General features: G+C 72.0%; 12 protein-coding genes and 1 pseudogene. 7 read left to right on the top strand and 6 right to left on the bottom strand.

Annotation, left to right across the window (positions count from 1 at the left end; genetic code table 11):
• Positions 1–14 precede the first annotated feature (14 nt).
• Entirely contained in the window at positions 15–794 is a 780-nt protein-coding gene (locus ACFQ58_RS11520) for a MerR family transcriptional regulator (RefSeq protein WP_376951247.1), read from the top strand.
• Positions 795–860: 66 nt separating this feature from the next.
• On the opposite strand, the gene ACFQ58_RS11525 is transcribed toward ACFQ58_RS11520, so the two are convergent.
• On the bottom strand, positions 861–1,208 hold the full coding sequence (locus ACFQ58_RS11525) for an ArsR/SmtB family transcription factor (RefSeq protein WP_376951248.1): 348 nt from the start codon (positions 1,206–1,208) through the stop codon (positions 861–863).
• Positions 1,209–1,224: 16 nt separating this feature from the next.
• Between ACFQ58_RS11525 and ACFQ58_RS11530 the strand changes: the two genes are divergently transcribed.
• The 5 genes from ACFQ58_RS11530 (at position 1,225) to ACFQ58_RS11550 (ending at position 7,307) form a co-directional block, all read left to right on the top strand.
• The gene (locus tag ACFQ58_RS11530) at positions 1,225–1,701 is read left to right on the top strand and encodes an SRPBCC family protein (RefSeq protein WP_376951249.1); all 477 of its coding nucleotides are present in this window, start codon (positions 1,225–1,227) and stop codon (positions 1,699–1,701) included.
• A gap of 333 nt (positions 1,702–2,034) precedes the next feature.
• Entirely contained in the window at positions 2,035–3,324 is a 1,290-nt protein-coding gene (locus ACFQ58_RS11535; RefSeq protein ID WP_376951250.1) for an ABC transporter substrate-binding protein, read from the top strand.
• A gap of 108 nt (positions 3,325–3,432) precedes the next feature.
• On the top strand, positions 3,433–5,457 hold the full coding sequence (locus tag ACFQ58_RS11540; protein WP_376951251.1) for a beta-galactosidase: 2,025 nt from the start codon (positions 3,433–3,435) through the stop codon (positions 5,455–5,457).
• Between the two features lie 33 nt (positions 5,458–5,490).
• Positions 5,491–6,219 (top strand): ThuA domain-containing protein, encoded by a 729-nt coding sequence (locus ACFQ58_RS11545; RefSeq protein WP_376951252.1) that lies wholly within the window; start codon positions 5,491–5,493, stop codon positions 6,217–6,219.
• Positions 6,216–7,307, top strand: a complete 1,092-nt coding sequence (locus ACFQ58_RS11550; protein ID WP_376951253.1) for a glycerate kinase — start codon at positions 6,216–6,218, stop codon at positions 7,305–7,307. The genes ACFQ58_RS11545 and ACFQ58_RS11550 overlap by 4 nt, the downstream gene beginning before the upstream one ends.
• 72 nt (positions 7,308–7,379) lie before the next feature.
• Here ACFQ58_RS11550 and ACFQ58_RS11555 read toward each other — a convergent pair whose 3' ends face one another.
• From ACFQ58_RS11555 to xylA, 3 genes are all read right to left on the bottom strand, one after another.
• Positions 7,380–7,664 (bottom strand): hypothetical protein, encoded by a 285-nt coding sequence (locus ACFQ58_RS11555; protein ID WP_376951254.1) that lies wholly within the window; start codon positions 7,662–7,664, stop codon positions 7,380–7,382.
• Positions 7,665–7,915: 251 nt separating this feature from the next.
• The gene (gene xylB / locus ACFQ58_RS11560) at positions 7,916–9,412 is read right to left on the bottom strand and encodes a xylulokinase (protein WP_376951255.1); all 1,497 of its coding nucleotides are present in this window, start codon (positions 9,410–9,412) and stop codon (positions 7,916–7,918) included.
• A gap of 20 nt (positions 9,413–9,432) precedes the next feature.
• Positions 9,433–10,626, bottom strand: coding sequence for a xylose isomerase (gene xylA, locus ACFQ58_RS11565; RefSeq protein ID WP_376951256.1), 1,194 nt, complete (start codon positions 10,624–10,626; stop codon positions 9,433–9,435).
• A gap of 121 nt (positions 10,627–10,747) precedes the next feature.
• Between xylA and ACFQ58_RS11570 the strand changes: the two genes are divergently transcribed.
• Positions 10,748–11,785 (top strand): LacI family DNA-binding transcriptional regulator, encoded by a 1,038-nt coding sequence (locus ACFQ58_RS11570; protein ID WP_376951257.1) that lies wholly within the window; start codon positions 10,748–10,750, stop codon positions 11,783–11,785.
• 37 nt (positions 11,786–11,822) lie between these two features.
• Here the strand turns inward: ACFQ58_RS11570 and ACFQ58_RS11575 are convergent, their stop codons facing one another.
• The gene (locus tag ACFQ58_RS11575; protein ID WP_376951617.1) at positions 11,823–11,966 is read right to left on the bottom strand and encodes a hypothetical protein; all 144 of its coding nucleotides are present in this window, start codon (positions 11,964–11,966) and stop codon (positions 11,823–11,825) included.
• Positions 11,955–12,781: pseudogene (locus ACFQ58_RS11580) on the bottom strand (alpha/beta fold hydrolase); the annotation flags it as partial. The pseudogene ACFQ58_RS11580 and the gene ACFQ58_RS11575, both read right to left, overlap by 12 nt.
• Positions 12,782–12,783 lie beyond the last annotated feature (2 nt).

Below are 12,783 nucleotides of genomic sequence, written 5' to 3' on the forward strand. Positions count from 1 at the left end.
TTGTGTGGGGTTGGATGAACGCTGAGACGGATGTCGCAGACGGGCGACCGCTCCGGACGGTCGAGGTCGCACGCCGGTCGGGCTACTCCGTCCAGCAGGTGCGCGACCTCGAGCGCCTCGGCGTGATCCCGGCCGCCGTACGCGAGGCGAACGGATATCGGTCGTACTCGACACGGCACGTGCGCGCGCTCGCGGCGTATCGTGGGCTCGCGGCGGCCGCCGGGCCGCTCGAAGCGCGACGCCTGCTGGCCCGTGTGCCCTCCACGACGCTTGCGGACGCGGCCGCCGCGATCGACGCCGTGCACGTTCGGCTGCAGCGCGAGCGCGACGCGGTTGAGCGCGCGCAGGCGGCGCTGCGCGTCATCCGGGCCGAAGCCAACGCGGCAGAATCGGGCGAGGCCGCCGGCACGGCGGGCACGGTCGATCCTGCTGCGGGCGTCGGCGCTCGACCGGACGACGCGATGACCATCGGCGAGCTCGCCTCGGCCCTCGGCGTGCGCACGTCGACGTTGCGGTTCTGGGAGCAGGAAGGCCTGGTGCGGCCCGACCGGGTCACGTCGCTCCGCGCACGCCGCTACGCGCCGATGGCGGTCGACGGGGCGCGCATCGTCGTGGCCTTGCGCGCCGCCGGGTACGGCATCCCGGCAGTGCACGACGTCATGGCCGACCTGCGCGACCTCGGCGGCACGCAGGAGGCCGACCGCATCCTCGCCGAACGCCTGGACCGCATCTCCGCGCGCAGCATCGCGCTCATGCGCGCTGGTGCCGACCTGGCGGCCGTCATCGACGAGTGAGCCAGGGCTCGTCACGTCGTTTCACGGGCGGTGCGACGCGGTCGCGGACTTCCTCCGCGCAACGGGTCACCAGGCAGGTGAGGTGTCCGCCGAGCGGTCGAGGCGGTCGAGCAGCTCGACGGCGGCGCGCGTGTAGTCGCTGATCCAGCGGTCATGGATGCGCTTGATCGGGAGCGGGGCGAGCGAGAGGTGGCGCTCGCGGCCGATCCGACGGCCGTCCACGAGTTCGGCATCCTCGAGTACGCGCAGGTGCTGCAGCACGGTGGTCCGGTCGAGGTCGGGGAACCGCGCGCAGAGCGACCCCGTCGTGTGCGTCGAGTCGCGCAGCGCGTCGAGCATGCGGCGGCGCACCGGTGAGGCGAGCGCCTTGAACACCCGGTCGTCGTCGGAGAGCTGTTCGGCGAAGCGTGACATGTGATAAAAATACAACATGAACGATGCAGCGAAGCTCGACACGCTCTCCTTCACCGTCTCCGGGCGCATCGCTCGCCCGGTGGCCGAGGTGTACGAGGCCGTCGCCGACCCCGAGCAGCTCTCGAACTACTTCACGACCGGCGGGGCACGGGGCCGCCTCGTGCCGGGCGCAGAGGTGACATGGGACTTCCATGACTTCCCCGGCGCGTTCCCGGTCAGGGTCGTCGAGGCCGACCCGCCGCGCCGGATCGTCATCGAATGGGATGGCGAGGCCACGGCAGGCGCGAGCGGGACGACCCGCACGACGTTCGAATTCGAGCCGATCGACGACGACACGCGCACACTCGTCACGATCACCGAGGCGTCGTGGCTGGCCACGCCCGACGGTGCGAAGCACGCGTTCGGCAATTGCGAGGGCTGGACCGGCATGCTCGCAGCGATGAAGGCGTGGGTCGAGCACGGCATCAACCTGCGCGAGGGCTTCTACCGCTGACGCCGCCCCGGTCGCTGATCCCGCCCGGGTTCGTCCGGTCAGCCGGTGGCGCGCCGCACCGTCGAGCGCCACCCGACGAGCCGGTCGAGCGCCGAGCGCGCCGAGCGGGCCGAGCGGGCCGCCATGCGTACGCAGCCGGGGCTGCTGCATCGACCGCCGGCGCTCGAGATGTCGCGAATGCCTGGTCGCACCCCGCATCCGCGACGTCTCGAGCAGCTGTCAGCGACACCTGCGATTCGACATTGACGATCTCCAACGTTGGACGCTACGCTTCGGGAAGCGCTTTCCCTAACCCCCCAAGCGCGCACACCCGACGACGACGACGGAGGACAGATGTTCACGAGGAACGGCCGGCGACGCATGCTCGCCGCGGCAGCCATCACCGGGATCGCGGCCCTCGCGCTCACCGGCTGCGCGAGCGGCGGAGGCGAGGCATCCGACTACGACCCCGACGAGGAGGTGACGCTCACCTTCACCTGGTGGGGCAACGACGACCGCGCCCAGCGCTACCAGCAGCTCATCGACGCATTCGAGGAGGAGCACCCCAACATCACGATCGACGGAAACTTCACCGACTTCCCGTCGTACTGGGAGAAGCGCAAGACCGAGGCGGCGGGCGGCGGCCTGCCCGACGTATGGCAGTTCTCCGACTCGTACCTGCGCGAGTACGCCGAGCCCGGCCTGCTGCTCGACCTCGCCGAGGTCTCGGACTACGTCGACTTCGACGCCTTCGACGACGGCCTCAAGGCGACCGGCCAGCTCGAGGGCACGCAGTTCTCGCTGCCGACCGGCTACAGCGCGTGGGCGGTCTTCCTGAACGACGCGCTCATCGAGCAGGCGGGCGTTGAACCGTACGAGGGCGGCACCTCGTACGAGGAGTACGACGAGTGGATGGCGTCGGTCACCGAGGCGACCGGCGGCGCGGTCTACGGCGGCACCGACATGACCCAGCGCATCCAGACGTTCGAGAACGTGTTGCGCGCGCAGGGTGGGAACCTCTACACCGAGGACGGCGAGCTCGGCTTCACCGAGGACGAGCTCCGCGAGTTCTGGGAGTCGGGTGCCGCTGCGCGCGACGGCATCGCGATCCCGCAGCAGAAGCTCGAGGAGATCTCGCCGATCTCGGGCTTCGGCGCCAACCTCACCGCGAGCGAGGGCAGCTGGAGCAACTTCCTCGGCGGCTACCTCGCCGACTCGGGCGCCGCGTCGATCACGCTGGTCGCGCCGCCCACCGACGAGCCCGACGGCAAGGACCTCTACCGACAGGCCGGCCTGCAGATGGCGATCTCGGCCGACACCGAGCACCCCGAGGCGGCCGCGCTGTGGCTCGACTACGTCGTGAACAGCGAGAAGGCAGGTGAGGTCTTCGGCACCACGCTGGGCTTCCCGGCCTCCGAGACGAAGCTCGCGGGCACGACCCTCGAGGGCGTCGACGCGCAGGTCGCCGACTACCTCGAGTCGGTCGCCGACCGCATCGGCGACGCCCCGCCCGTGCCGGTCGTGGGCTACGGCTCGCTCGAGCAGACCTTCTGGGACCTCGGCAAGTCGATCGGACTCGGCGCGATCAGCGTGGATGACGCGGTGTCGCAGTTCTTCACCGAGGCGAACGTCATCCTCGGCTGAGCGACCAGCCCCCTCGAGTGGGCGATCCTGGCGGGATCCATCTCCGATGGACCGCCAAGATCGCCCACTCGGTATCTTTCGCAACCTCGACGTGGAGAGAGGACACCCGTGCACTACGGCGCCGACTACAACCCCGAGCAGTGGCCCGAAGAGGTCTGGCCCGAGGACGTCGCACGGATGCGCGAGGCGGGCGTCACCATGGTGAGCCTCGGCATCTTCTCGTGGTCGCGCCTCCAGCCGCGCGAAGGCGAGTTCGACTTCGCGTGGCTCGATCGCGTCATCGACCTGCTGCACGACGGCGGCATCGCCGTCGACCTGGCGACCGCGACCGCGTCGCCGCCGCCGTGGGCGACAGCCGCCTACCCCGAGATGCTCCCGCAGGACGAGGACGGCGCCACGTACTGGCCGGGCAGCCGCCAGCAGTTCGCACCGTCGTCGCCTGTGTACCGACGCCTCGCTGGAGAACTCGTCACCGCGATCGCGGAGCGGTACGCCGACCACCCGGGCGTCGTCATGTGGCACGTCAACAACGAGTACGGCTGCCACCTCAACGCCGACTACTCGGATGCCGCACGCGACGCGTTCCGTCGCTGGCTCGCCGATCGCTACCCCGACATCCAGGCGCTCAACGACGCATGGGGCACGAACTTCTGGTCGCAGCGCTACCAGTCGTTCGACGAGGTGTTCCCGCCGCGCAAGGCGCCGTACAGCCGCAACCCCGGCCAGGAGCTCGACTTCCGCCGCTTCACGAGCGACATGCTGCTCGAGTGCTACCTCATGGAGCGCGACATCCTGCTCGCCGCCGGCGCGACGCAGCCGATCACGACGAACTTCATGGGTGCGTTCAAGCCCGCGAACTACGCCGAGTGGGCCGAGCACATGGACGTGATCAGCGACGACGCGTACCCCGACCCGAACGACCCGGAGTCCTTCCGCGCGGCAGCGTTCCAGCGCGACCTCGTCCGCTCGGTCAAGCCCGAGGTGCCGTGGATCCTCATGGAGCAGTCGACGAACGCGCTGAACTGGCGCCCGACGAACGCGCCCAAGGCACCCGGGCAGATGGCCGCGCTCAGTGCCCAGGCGATCGGGCGCGGCGCCGACGGCATCCTGTTCTTCCAGTGGCGCCAGTCGCGGGCAGGCGCCGAGAAGTTCCACTCGGCGATGCTGCCGCACGCCGGCACCGACACCCGCACGTGGCGCGAGGTCATCGCGCTCGGCGCCGACCTGGCGGGGCTGCCCGAACTGCCGTCGGGTGAGGCGGGGGCCCGCGATGCGAGGGTCGCGCTCGTGTTCGACTGGGAGAACTGGTGGGCCGTCGAGGCGTCCGACCACCCGCAGAACGCGCTCGACTACCTCGCTGTGATCCAGCGCTGGTACCGCGCGCTGCATCGACGGCACGTGCAGGTCGATGTGGTGCCGGCGTCACGCGTGGGCGACGGCTACGACGTCGCGATCGCGCCCCTGCTGTACCTGGTGCGCGAGGCGGATGCCGCGGCGCTCACGTCGTTCGTCGAGGCGGGCGGGCACCTGCTCGCCGGGCCGTTCACCGACGTGGTCGATGAGTTCGACCGTTTCCGCGACGGCGGATTCGCGACGCAGCTCGGCCCGCTGTGCGGCATCCGCATCGAGGACTTCGGGGCGCTGGTGCCCGTCGATGCGCCCGCCGGGACGCCTGGCGAGCGGCAGGCTCCATTCCGGGGTGAGCGCGGCGAGGTCGGCGCGACCGCCGAGACGATCGCCGGGACCGGCACGTTGCTCGCCGAGGAGGTGCGGCTCGTCGCCGAGGACGCGCGCGTCGAGGCATCCTTCACCGATGGCCGTCGGGCCGGCGACCCGGCACTCACGGTGCGCGCGGTGGGCGCCGGGAGCGCCAGGTACCTCGCCACGATTCCCGACGAGGCCGGCGTGCAGGCCGTCGTCGACCGACTCCTCGCGACGACCGGGGTGGAGCCGGTCGTCGCGGGGCTCCCCGCCCACGTCGAGGCCGCACGACGGGGTCGGCTCCTCACGGTCATCAACCACGGCGGCCCGGCGGTGACCATCGAGATCGACGGCGTCGACGCCGTCTCGGGCAACCGGATGGCGGAGGTCCGGCTCGAGGCGTACGACTGGGCCATGGTGCTCAGCGACTGAGCGTCGTACGATGCCGCCGACCGAGGAGGTTCCATGCGCGCCATCATCCTGAGCGGAGCCGGGCGATACGACGACCCGTGGCATCCGTACCCCGAGACCAGCGCGCGGCTCGCCGAGCTCGTGCGCGACGCCGGGTTCGAGGTCGAGGTGCGGGCGGACGTGGATGACGCGCTCGCGACGCTCGACGACGACGTGACCCTGGTCGTCGTGAACGCCGGCGACCCCGACGGCCCGATCCCCGACGGCGGGGACGACGGGGCCGACGACCTCGTCGACCCGGCGGCCCTCGACGCGGCGCTCGAGCGCGGCATCGGCATCCTCGCGATGCACGCGGCCGCGTCCAGCCTGCGCGACTACGGCGCGTTCGACCGCGCGCTCGGCGCTCGATGGGAGCCCGACGAGTCGTGGCATCCGCCGTTCGGCGACGCCCTCGTGCACCTCGTCGGGCACCATCCCGTGCGCGAGGGGATCGACGACTTCACGGTGGAGGACGAGCGGTACACCGACCTGCACCAGTACGACGTGATCGAGCCCATCGCCGAGCATGTCGAGGACGGCATCCGGCACCCGCTCGTCTGGGGTCGTGAGTTCGGGCGCTCGCGGCTCGTGTACGACGCGCTCGGGCACGACACGCGCTCGTACGACTCCGCCGAGCATCGTGCGCTGATCTCGCAGGCGCTCGCCTGGCTCTCGCACGTGCCGGCGCCCTCTGCCGCCGATCTCGGCCTGGGCGCGGGCGCGGTCGACGGGCGGGCCGGATGACGCGCCGCATCGTCTTCGCGCCCGACTCGTTCAAGGGCACGGCCACCGCTTCCGACGCCGCCGCGGCGCTCGCGCGCGGGTGGCGCACGGTCGCACCCGACGACGAGCTCGTCGAGAAGCCCATGGCCGACGGCGGCGAGGGCACGCTCGACGCGTTCGCCGGTTCCGTGCCCGGTGCCGAGCGCGTGCCCGTCACCGTGCAGGGCCCCGACGACCGTCCGGTGGACGCCGCGTGGCTGCGGCTGCCCGACGGGTCGGCCGTGGTCGAGCTCGCGATGACGAGCGGCATCACGCTGCTCGACCCGCTCCGTCCGCTCGACGCGCACACCCTGGGGTTCGGTCAGGCGATCGCCGCCGCGCTCGACGCCGGTGCGACCCGGGTGCTCCTCGCGCTGGGCGGCAGCTCGTCGACCGACGGCGGCCTCGGTGCGCTCGCGGCGCTCGGCGGGGTCTTCCTCGACGCGCAGCGCCGCCCGGTGCGGCTGGGCAATCGCGGGGTCGGGGCACTCGCTCGCGTCGACCTGTCGCGGCTGCGTGCGCTGCCGGTGGATGGCGCGCTGATCCTCTCGGACGTCACGAACCCGCTGCTCGGCCCGTTCGGGGCCGCGGCGATCTTCGGTCCGCAGAAGGGCGCGACTCCCGAACTCGTCGAGGCGATGGACGAGAACCTCGCGCGGCTGGTGCGTGCCATGCCGGGCGGCGACGGCCTCTGCGAGGAGCCGGGCGCGGGTGCCGCCGGGGGCACGGGCTTCGGCCTGCTCGCGTGGGGTGCGACGATGGCCGGCGGCTCGGGCGCGGTCGCCGATGCGATCGGGCTCTCCGAGGCGCTCCGCGGCGCGTCGCTCGTGGTGACGGGCGAGGGGCGCTTCGACGGGCAGTCGGCGGCCGGCAAGGTACCGAGCGAGGTGGCCGCGCGCGCCGGCGCGTGGGGCGTGCCGGTCGCGTTGGTCGCAGGCGCGATCGACGCGGATGCCTCGGCGTTCGCGGCATCCGCTTCGCTCACCGAGCTCGCGGGCGACGGTGCGGCTGCGATGGCCGACCCGCTGCGCTGGCTCGAGGCGGCGGGCGCGCAGCTCGCGCGCGGCTGAGCGCGGCCCCTCGACCGGGGACGCAGCGCATCGCCCGGGCGACCCGGACGATGTCGTCGCGCGTGCCCTCGGCTAGTCGACGTGGTGCATGCCGGGGTGCGGCTTCGGCGGCTCCGAGCGCACGAACTTGCCGCGACGCTCGCTCGGGTCGTGCGTGTGCGGGTGCTCCTCGGTGGACACGTAGTCGCCGATCACGTTCTCGTCGTCGGGAGCCCCGTCGGTGCGGGTGTACTCGCCGGGGACCCCGCGCACCGGTGGGGCTTCGCCGTCGACCTCGGTGTACGTGCCTTCGACGCGGTCGCTGTCGGGAATCTGCTGATCCGGCTCGGCGTGCTCGCCTGGTGTGCGGTCTGACATGATCGCTCCCTCGCTCGTGGTCCGGGGCGCCGTCTCCGACGTCTCACCCTCATGCTAAGCCCGTCCGCGCGCGAAACGGCCGGTCAGCCGCGAGGTCTCAGAGGATGACGGATGCCTCGTCCGCGCCGCCGTGCGCGATCGCGAATGGCCTGGCCGTGCCATCTGCGCCGGCCCGACGCACCGCGTAGTCTCCGGCGAACCCGCGCACGGACACGCGCCCCGCGTCATCCGTTCGCACTGGGGTCGGCCCGTCACGCTCCGCGCCCGCGGGATGCCGGTACCGCCGAGTCGTCGGCGACGGGACCCGGCGGACCGGGCATCTCGGCGCTCGACCGGGCCGGCGCCACCGAGGCGGCCTCGGCCGAGCGAGCGGCGTACTGCTCGCGGATGATCGGGTGCGTGTCCACGGCGAGTTCGTCGACGATCTCGACGGGCCATGCCGGGCGCTCGCCCGTGAGGGCCCACGCCGCCTGGCGCGCCGCTCCGTCGGCCACGTACTCGCCGGGCGCGGGCACCGTCACGGGCACGTCGAACACCTGCGCCGCGACGCGCCGCACCGCGGGGTTCTGCGCGGCGCCGCCGATGAGCAGCACGCGCCGCGCGTCGACGCCCTGGCCGCGCACGGCGTCGAGCCCGTCGGCGAGTCCGCACAGCATGCCCTCGATCGCGGCGCGCGCGATCGACGGCCGCGTCGTGTTGGCGAGCGTGAGGCCCGAGAACGAGGCGGTCGCCTCGGGCAGGTTCGGCGTGCGCTCACCCTCGAAGTACGGCACGAGCACGGCGCCGGATGCACCGGGCTCGCCCTCGAGCGCGATTCGGCCGAGCTCGGCGTGGTCGACGCCGAGCAGGCGCGCCGTCGCGTCGAGCACCCGGGCCGCGTTGAGGGTCGCGATGAGCGGGAGGAAGCGCCCCGTGGCATCCGCGAACCCGGCGACCGTGCCCGAGGCGTCGGCGACGGCGGCATCCGTCACGGCGAAGACCGTGCCGCTGGTGCCGATCGACACGACGACGTCGCCGGATGCCGCGTCGAGCCCGAGTGCTGCTGCCGCGTTGTCGCCCGCGCCGGGGCCGACGAGGATGCCGTCGGGCGTGCAGCCGGCCGCCTCGCCGGGTCCGAGCACGCGCGGGAGGATCACGTCGTGCCCGAGCGCCCGCACGAGGAGGTCGCGGTCGTAGCCGTCGGCGCCCCAGTACGCGGTGCCGCTCGCGTCGGACCGATCGGTCGTGAGCTCCTCGAGCACGGGGCCCAGCGGCGACTCGCCCGCGGGGCCGTAGCCGCGCAGGCGCCACGTCAGCCAGTCGTGGGGGAGCGCCACCGCCGCGACGCGGGCCGCGGCTTCCGGTTCGGCGTCGCGCAGCCAACGGAGCTTGGTCGCCGTGAACGACGCCACCGGCACGACACCGGTGCGGCGTGCGTACTCGTCGGCGCCGACGTCGTCGATCAGGTCGCGGGCGGCCTGCGCCGAGCGGGTGTCGTTCCAGAGCAGCGCGTCGCGGATGACCCGGCCCTCGGCGTCGAGCACGACCATGCCGTGCTGTTGGCCGCCGATCGAGATCGCCTCGACGCCGTCGAGCCCGCCGGCATCCGTGAGCGCGCTGAGCAGCGCGCCCCACCACGCGGCGGGATCGATTTCGGTGCCGTCGGGATGCGGGGCACGACCGGAGCGAACGAGCGCCCCGGTCGCGGCATCCCGGATCACGACCTTGCATGACTGCGTCGACGAGTCGACGCCGGCGACGAGCGTCATCGCAGAGTCGTCCTCGCGGTTCAGCCGCGCGCGCCGAGCACGTGCTCGGTCGCGAGCTGCTGCAGGCGCACGAAGCCGAAGCCCTTGCCGCCGAGGTACGCCGACGCGTCGAAGTCCTCGAACGCCGAACGGTCGGCGAGCAGGTCGTCGTACGACTCGCCGTCGCCGAGGGTCGGCTGCGCGAGCTCGAGCACCTTCGCGGCCTCGAGCGCCTCCCGCACCTCGGGGTCGGCGCGGAAGGCCGCGGCGCGCTCCTTGAGCAGCAGGTAGGTGCGCATGTTCGCGGCGGCCGAGTCCCAGACGCCGGTCTCGTCCTCGGTGCGGCTCGGCTTGTAGTCGAAGTGACGCGGGCCCTCGTAGGCCGGTCCGCCGTTCGGGCCGCCGTTCTCGAGCAGGTCGACGAGCGCGAACGCGTTGTGCAGGTCGCCGTGGCCGAAGACGAGGTCCTGGTCGTACTTGATGCCGCGCTGGCCGTTGAGGTCGATGTGGAAGAGCTTGCCGTGGTACAGCGCCTGGGCGATGCCGGCGGCGAAGTTGAGGCCCGCCATCTGCTCGTGGCCGACCTCGGGGTTGAGGCCGACCAGCTCGGGACGTTCGAGCGAGTCGATGAAGGCGAGCGCGTGGCCGACGGTCGGAAGCAGGATGTCGCCGCGGGGCTCGTTCGGCTTCGGCTCGATCGCGAATTTCAGGTCGTAGCCCTTGTCGGTGACGTAGTCGCCGAGCAGGTTCACGGCCTCGCGGTAGCGCTCGAGGGCCGACCGGATGTCCTTCGCGGCGTCGTACTCGGCGCCCTCGCGGCCGCCCCACATGACGAAGGTCTTCGCGCCGAGCTCGGCGGCGAGGTCGATGTTGCGCAGCACCTTGCGGAGCGCGAAGCGGCGCACCTGGCGGTCGTTCGACGTGAAGCCGCCGTCCTTGAAGACGGGGGCGCTGAACAGGTTCGTGGTGACCATCGGCACGATGATGCCCGTGGCCTCCAGGGCGCCCTTCAGGCGGTCGATCTGCGTCTGGCGCTCGGCGTCGGAGGAGCCGAAGGCGAACAGGTCGTCGTCGTGGAAGGTGAGGCCGTAGGCGCCGAGCTCGTCGAGCTTCTCGACCACGTGCACGACGTCGAGCGCGTTTCGCGTCGGACCGCCGAACGGGTCGGTGCCGTTGTAGCCCACGGTCCAGAGACCGAAGGAGAACTTGTCGTCACGGGTCGGGGCGCTGGCCATGATCCGCCTCTCAGCGTCGTCGATGATTTGTTGGCAGACAAAACATAACCGGATGTCGCGTCCCGCGCAACCTCGCCTGACATGTCTGCGTGCCGGAACTTTCGGCGCTAGGCTTCGAAACATGTCACTGGATGCCGCGACCGAGCGCGTGACGCTCGCCGAGATCGCCGACGAGGCGGGTGTGTCCCTGTCGACGATCTCGAAGGTGCTGAACGGCAGGGCGGATGTCGCGGCCGCGACGCGGGCTCGCGTCGAGCAGGTGCTCGCCGAGCGCGGCTACCGGCGCAGGGGTGGCGGACGCTCCGAGTCGCGCGCCGAGCTCATCGAACTGGTCTTCCACGAGCTCGACCCGATCTGGTCGATGGAGCTCATCGACGGCGTGGAGTCGGTCGCGAAGCAGCACGGTCTGTCGGTCGTGCTCACGGTGAGCGGCAGCCGGCACTCGCCCGACCCCGACTGGATCGAGGGCGTCATGCGTCGCCGGCCCGTCGGGATCGTGCTCGTGTTCAGCGACCTGGTCCCGGAGTACCGCGAGCAGCTGCACGCGCGCGCCATCCCGTTCGTGATCGTCGACCCGGCCGGCGACCCGTCGGCGGACGCGCCATCCGTCGGTTCGGCGAACTGGTCGGGCGGACTCGCCGCAACCCGGCACCTGATCGAACTGGGTCACCGGCGCATCGCCGCGATCACGGGGCCGGCCGACATGATGTGCTCGCTCGCCCGCATCGACGGCTACCGTTCGGCGATGAACTCGGCCGGCCTGCCGATCGATGAGTCGTGGATCCGATTCGGCGACTTCCACGTCTCGGGCGGCCGCGACCGCGCGCGCGAGCTGCTCGACGACGGTGAGCGGCCCACCGCGATCTTCGCCGGCAGCGACATGCAGGCCCTCGGCGTGCTCGAGGCGGCGCGCGAGCGCGGCATCCGCGTGCCCGAGGACCTCTCGGTGGTCGGCTACGACGACATCCCGCTCGCGGCGTGGCTCACCCCGAAGCTCACGACCGTGCACCAGCCCCTTCGTCGCATGGGCGAGGAGGCGGCGCGGCTCGCCATCCGCTTGGCCGACGAGCCGCTCGAGCCGGGCGCCGCGACGCCGCGCATGGACCTCGCGACGAGCCTCGTCGTGCGCGAGAGCACGGCGCCGCCCGCCGGCGCCTGAGCCGTCGGTACTCGACCGGACTGCTCACGGCACGCCGTCATGGTGCTTCGGCTGAAGAGGCGAACCCGTCGAGCGCCTCGCTCAGCGCGGCACTGCACTTCGGGCCTCCGTGCCCCTCGTCCTCGATGACCACGAGCGAGCTCATCGGAAGTGCGCGGTGCAGCCGCCAGGCGGTGACCAACGGGCTGCCGATGTCTCGTCGGCCGTGCACCAGGGCGACTGGGATGTATGCGATGTCGTCGAGTCGTTCGAGAATGGCGTTCGAGTCGTTCAGGAAGGCGTCGTTGCTCCAGTAATGGGTGACGAGGGTCGCGAATTCCACGCGCCGCTCGGGGTTCACGTGCCCTGATCCGCGGGCCTCGGGGTCGTCGAACGAGTCCTGCACGCTCTCCCAGATGTCCCAGTGGTGGGCTGCTGCCGCGCGATCGGCCCGGTCGTCAGAGGCGAGCCGGCGGGCATAGGCGTCGACGATTCGCTCACCCTCGCGTCGGCCACTCGCTCGCTGGAAGGCGGACCATTCGAGGGGGAAGAACCGGCCGACTCCCTCGGTGATCCACTCGACCTCCTGCCGGCTCGTGGTCGTCACCGCCGCGAGTGCCAGGGCTGACACTCGATCCGGGTGCTGCTCGGCGTAGGCGAGCGCGAGCGTCGTGCCCAGGAGATCCCGGCCACGACCCAACGATCGATTCCCCGGGCTTCGCGGAGGACCTCGAGGTCTTCGATGAGCTGCTGGGTCGTCTGGTGGGTGAGGTCGTCGGATGCCTCGGATTCGGACTTCCGGCTCCGGCCGCAACCTCGCTGATCGAAGCCGATGAGGCGGTATCGGCGCGGGTCGAAGTGCGCGCGATGCCATCCGGTGCCGACCGATCCGCCCGGACCGCCGTGCAGCCAGACCGCCGGCACGCCGCCCGCAGTGCCCGACTCCTCCCAGTGGATCGATGCCGCGCCAGCGACCTCGAGGACGCCATCGCCGTACGGTGCCGGGTGTTCGTGCATCG

Source organism: Agromyces sp. NPDC056523 (assembly GCF_042794545.1).
Classification (GTDB): domain Bacteria; phylum Actinomycetota; class Actinomycetes; order Actinomycetales; family Microbacteriaceae; genus Agromyces.

What these genes read in the sequence shown, in the direction of transcription:
- ACFQ58_RS11520 (WP_376951247.1), top strand. Translation starts at nt 15, where the DNA reads ATGAACGCTGAGACGGATGTCGCAGACGGGCGACCGCTCCGGACGGTC.
- ACFQ58_RS11525 (WP_376951248.1), bottom strand. Translation starts at nt 1,208, where the DNA reads ATGTCACGCTTCGCCGAACAGCTCTCCGACGACGACCGGGTGTTCAAG.
- ACFQ58_RS11530 (WP_376951249.1), top strand. Translation starts at nt 1,225, where the DNA reads ATGAACGATGCAGCGAAGCTCGACACGCTCTCCTTCACCGTCTCCGGG.
- ACFQ58_RS11535 (WP_376951250.1), top strand. Translation starts at nt 2,035, where the DNA reads ATGTTCACGAGGAACGGCCGGCGACGCATGCTCGCCGCGGCAGCCATC.
- ACFQ58_RS11545 (WP_376951252.1), top strand. Translation starts at nt 5,491, where the DNA reads ATGCGCGCCATCATCCTGAGCGGAGCCGGGCGATACGACGACCCGTGG.
- ACFQ58_RS11550 (WP_376951253.1), top strand. Translation starts at nt 6,216, where the DNA reads ATGACGCGCCGCATCGTCTTCGCGCCCGACTCGTTCAAGGGCACGGCC.
- ACFQ58_RS11555 (WP_376951254.1), bottom strand. Translation starts at nt 7,664, where the DNA reads ATGTCAGACCGCACACCAGGCGAGCACGCCGAGCCGGATCAGCAGATT.
- xylB (WP_376951255.1), bottom strand. Translation starts at nt 9,412, where the DNA reads ATGACGCTCGTCGCCGGCGTCGACTCGTCGACGCAGTCATGCAAGGTC.
- xylA (WP_376951256.1), bottom strand. Translation starts at nt 10,626, where the DNA reads ATGGCCAGCGCCCCGACCCGTGACGACAAGTTCTCCTTCGGTCTCTGG.
- ACFQ58_RS11570 (WP_376951257.1), top strand. Translation starts at nt 10,748, where the DNA reads ATGTCACTGGATGCCGCGACCGAGCGCGTGACGCTCGCCGAGATCGCC.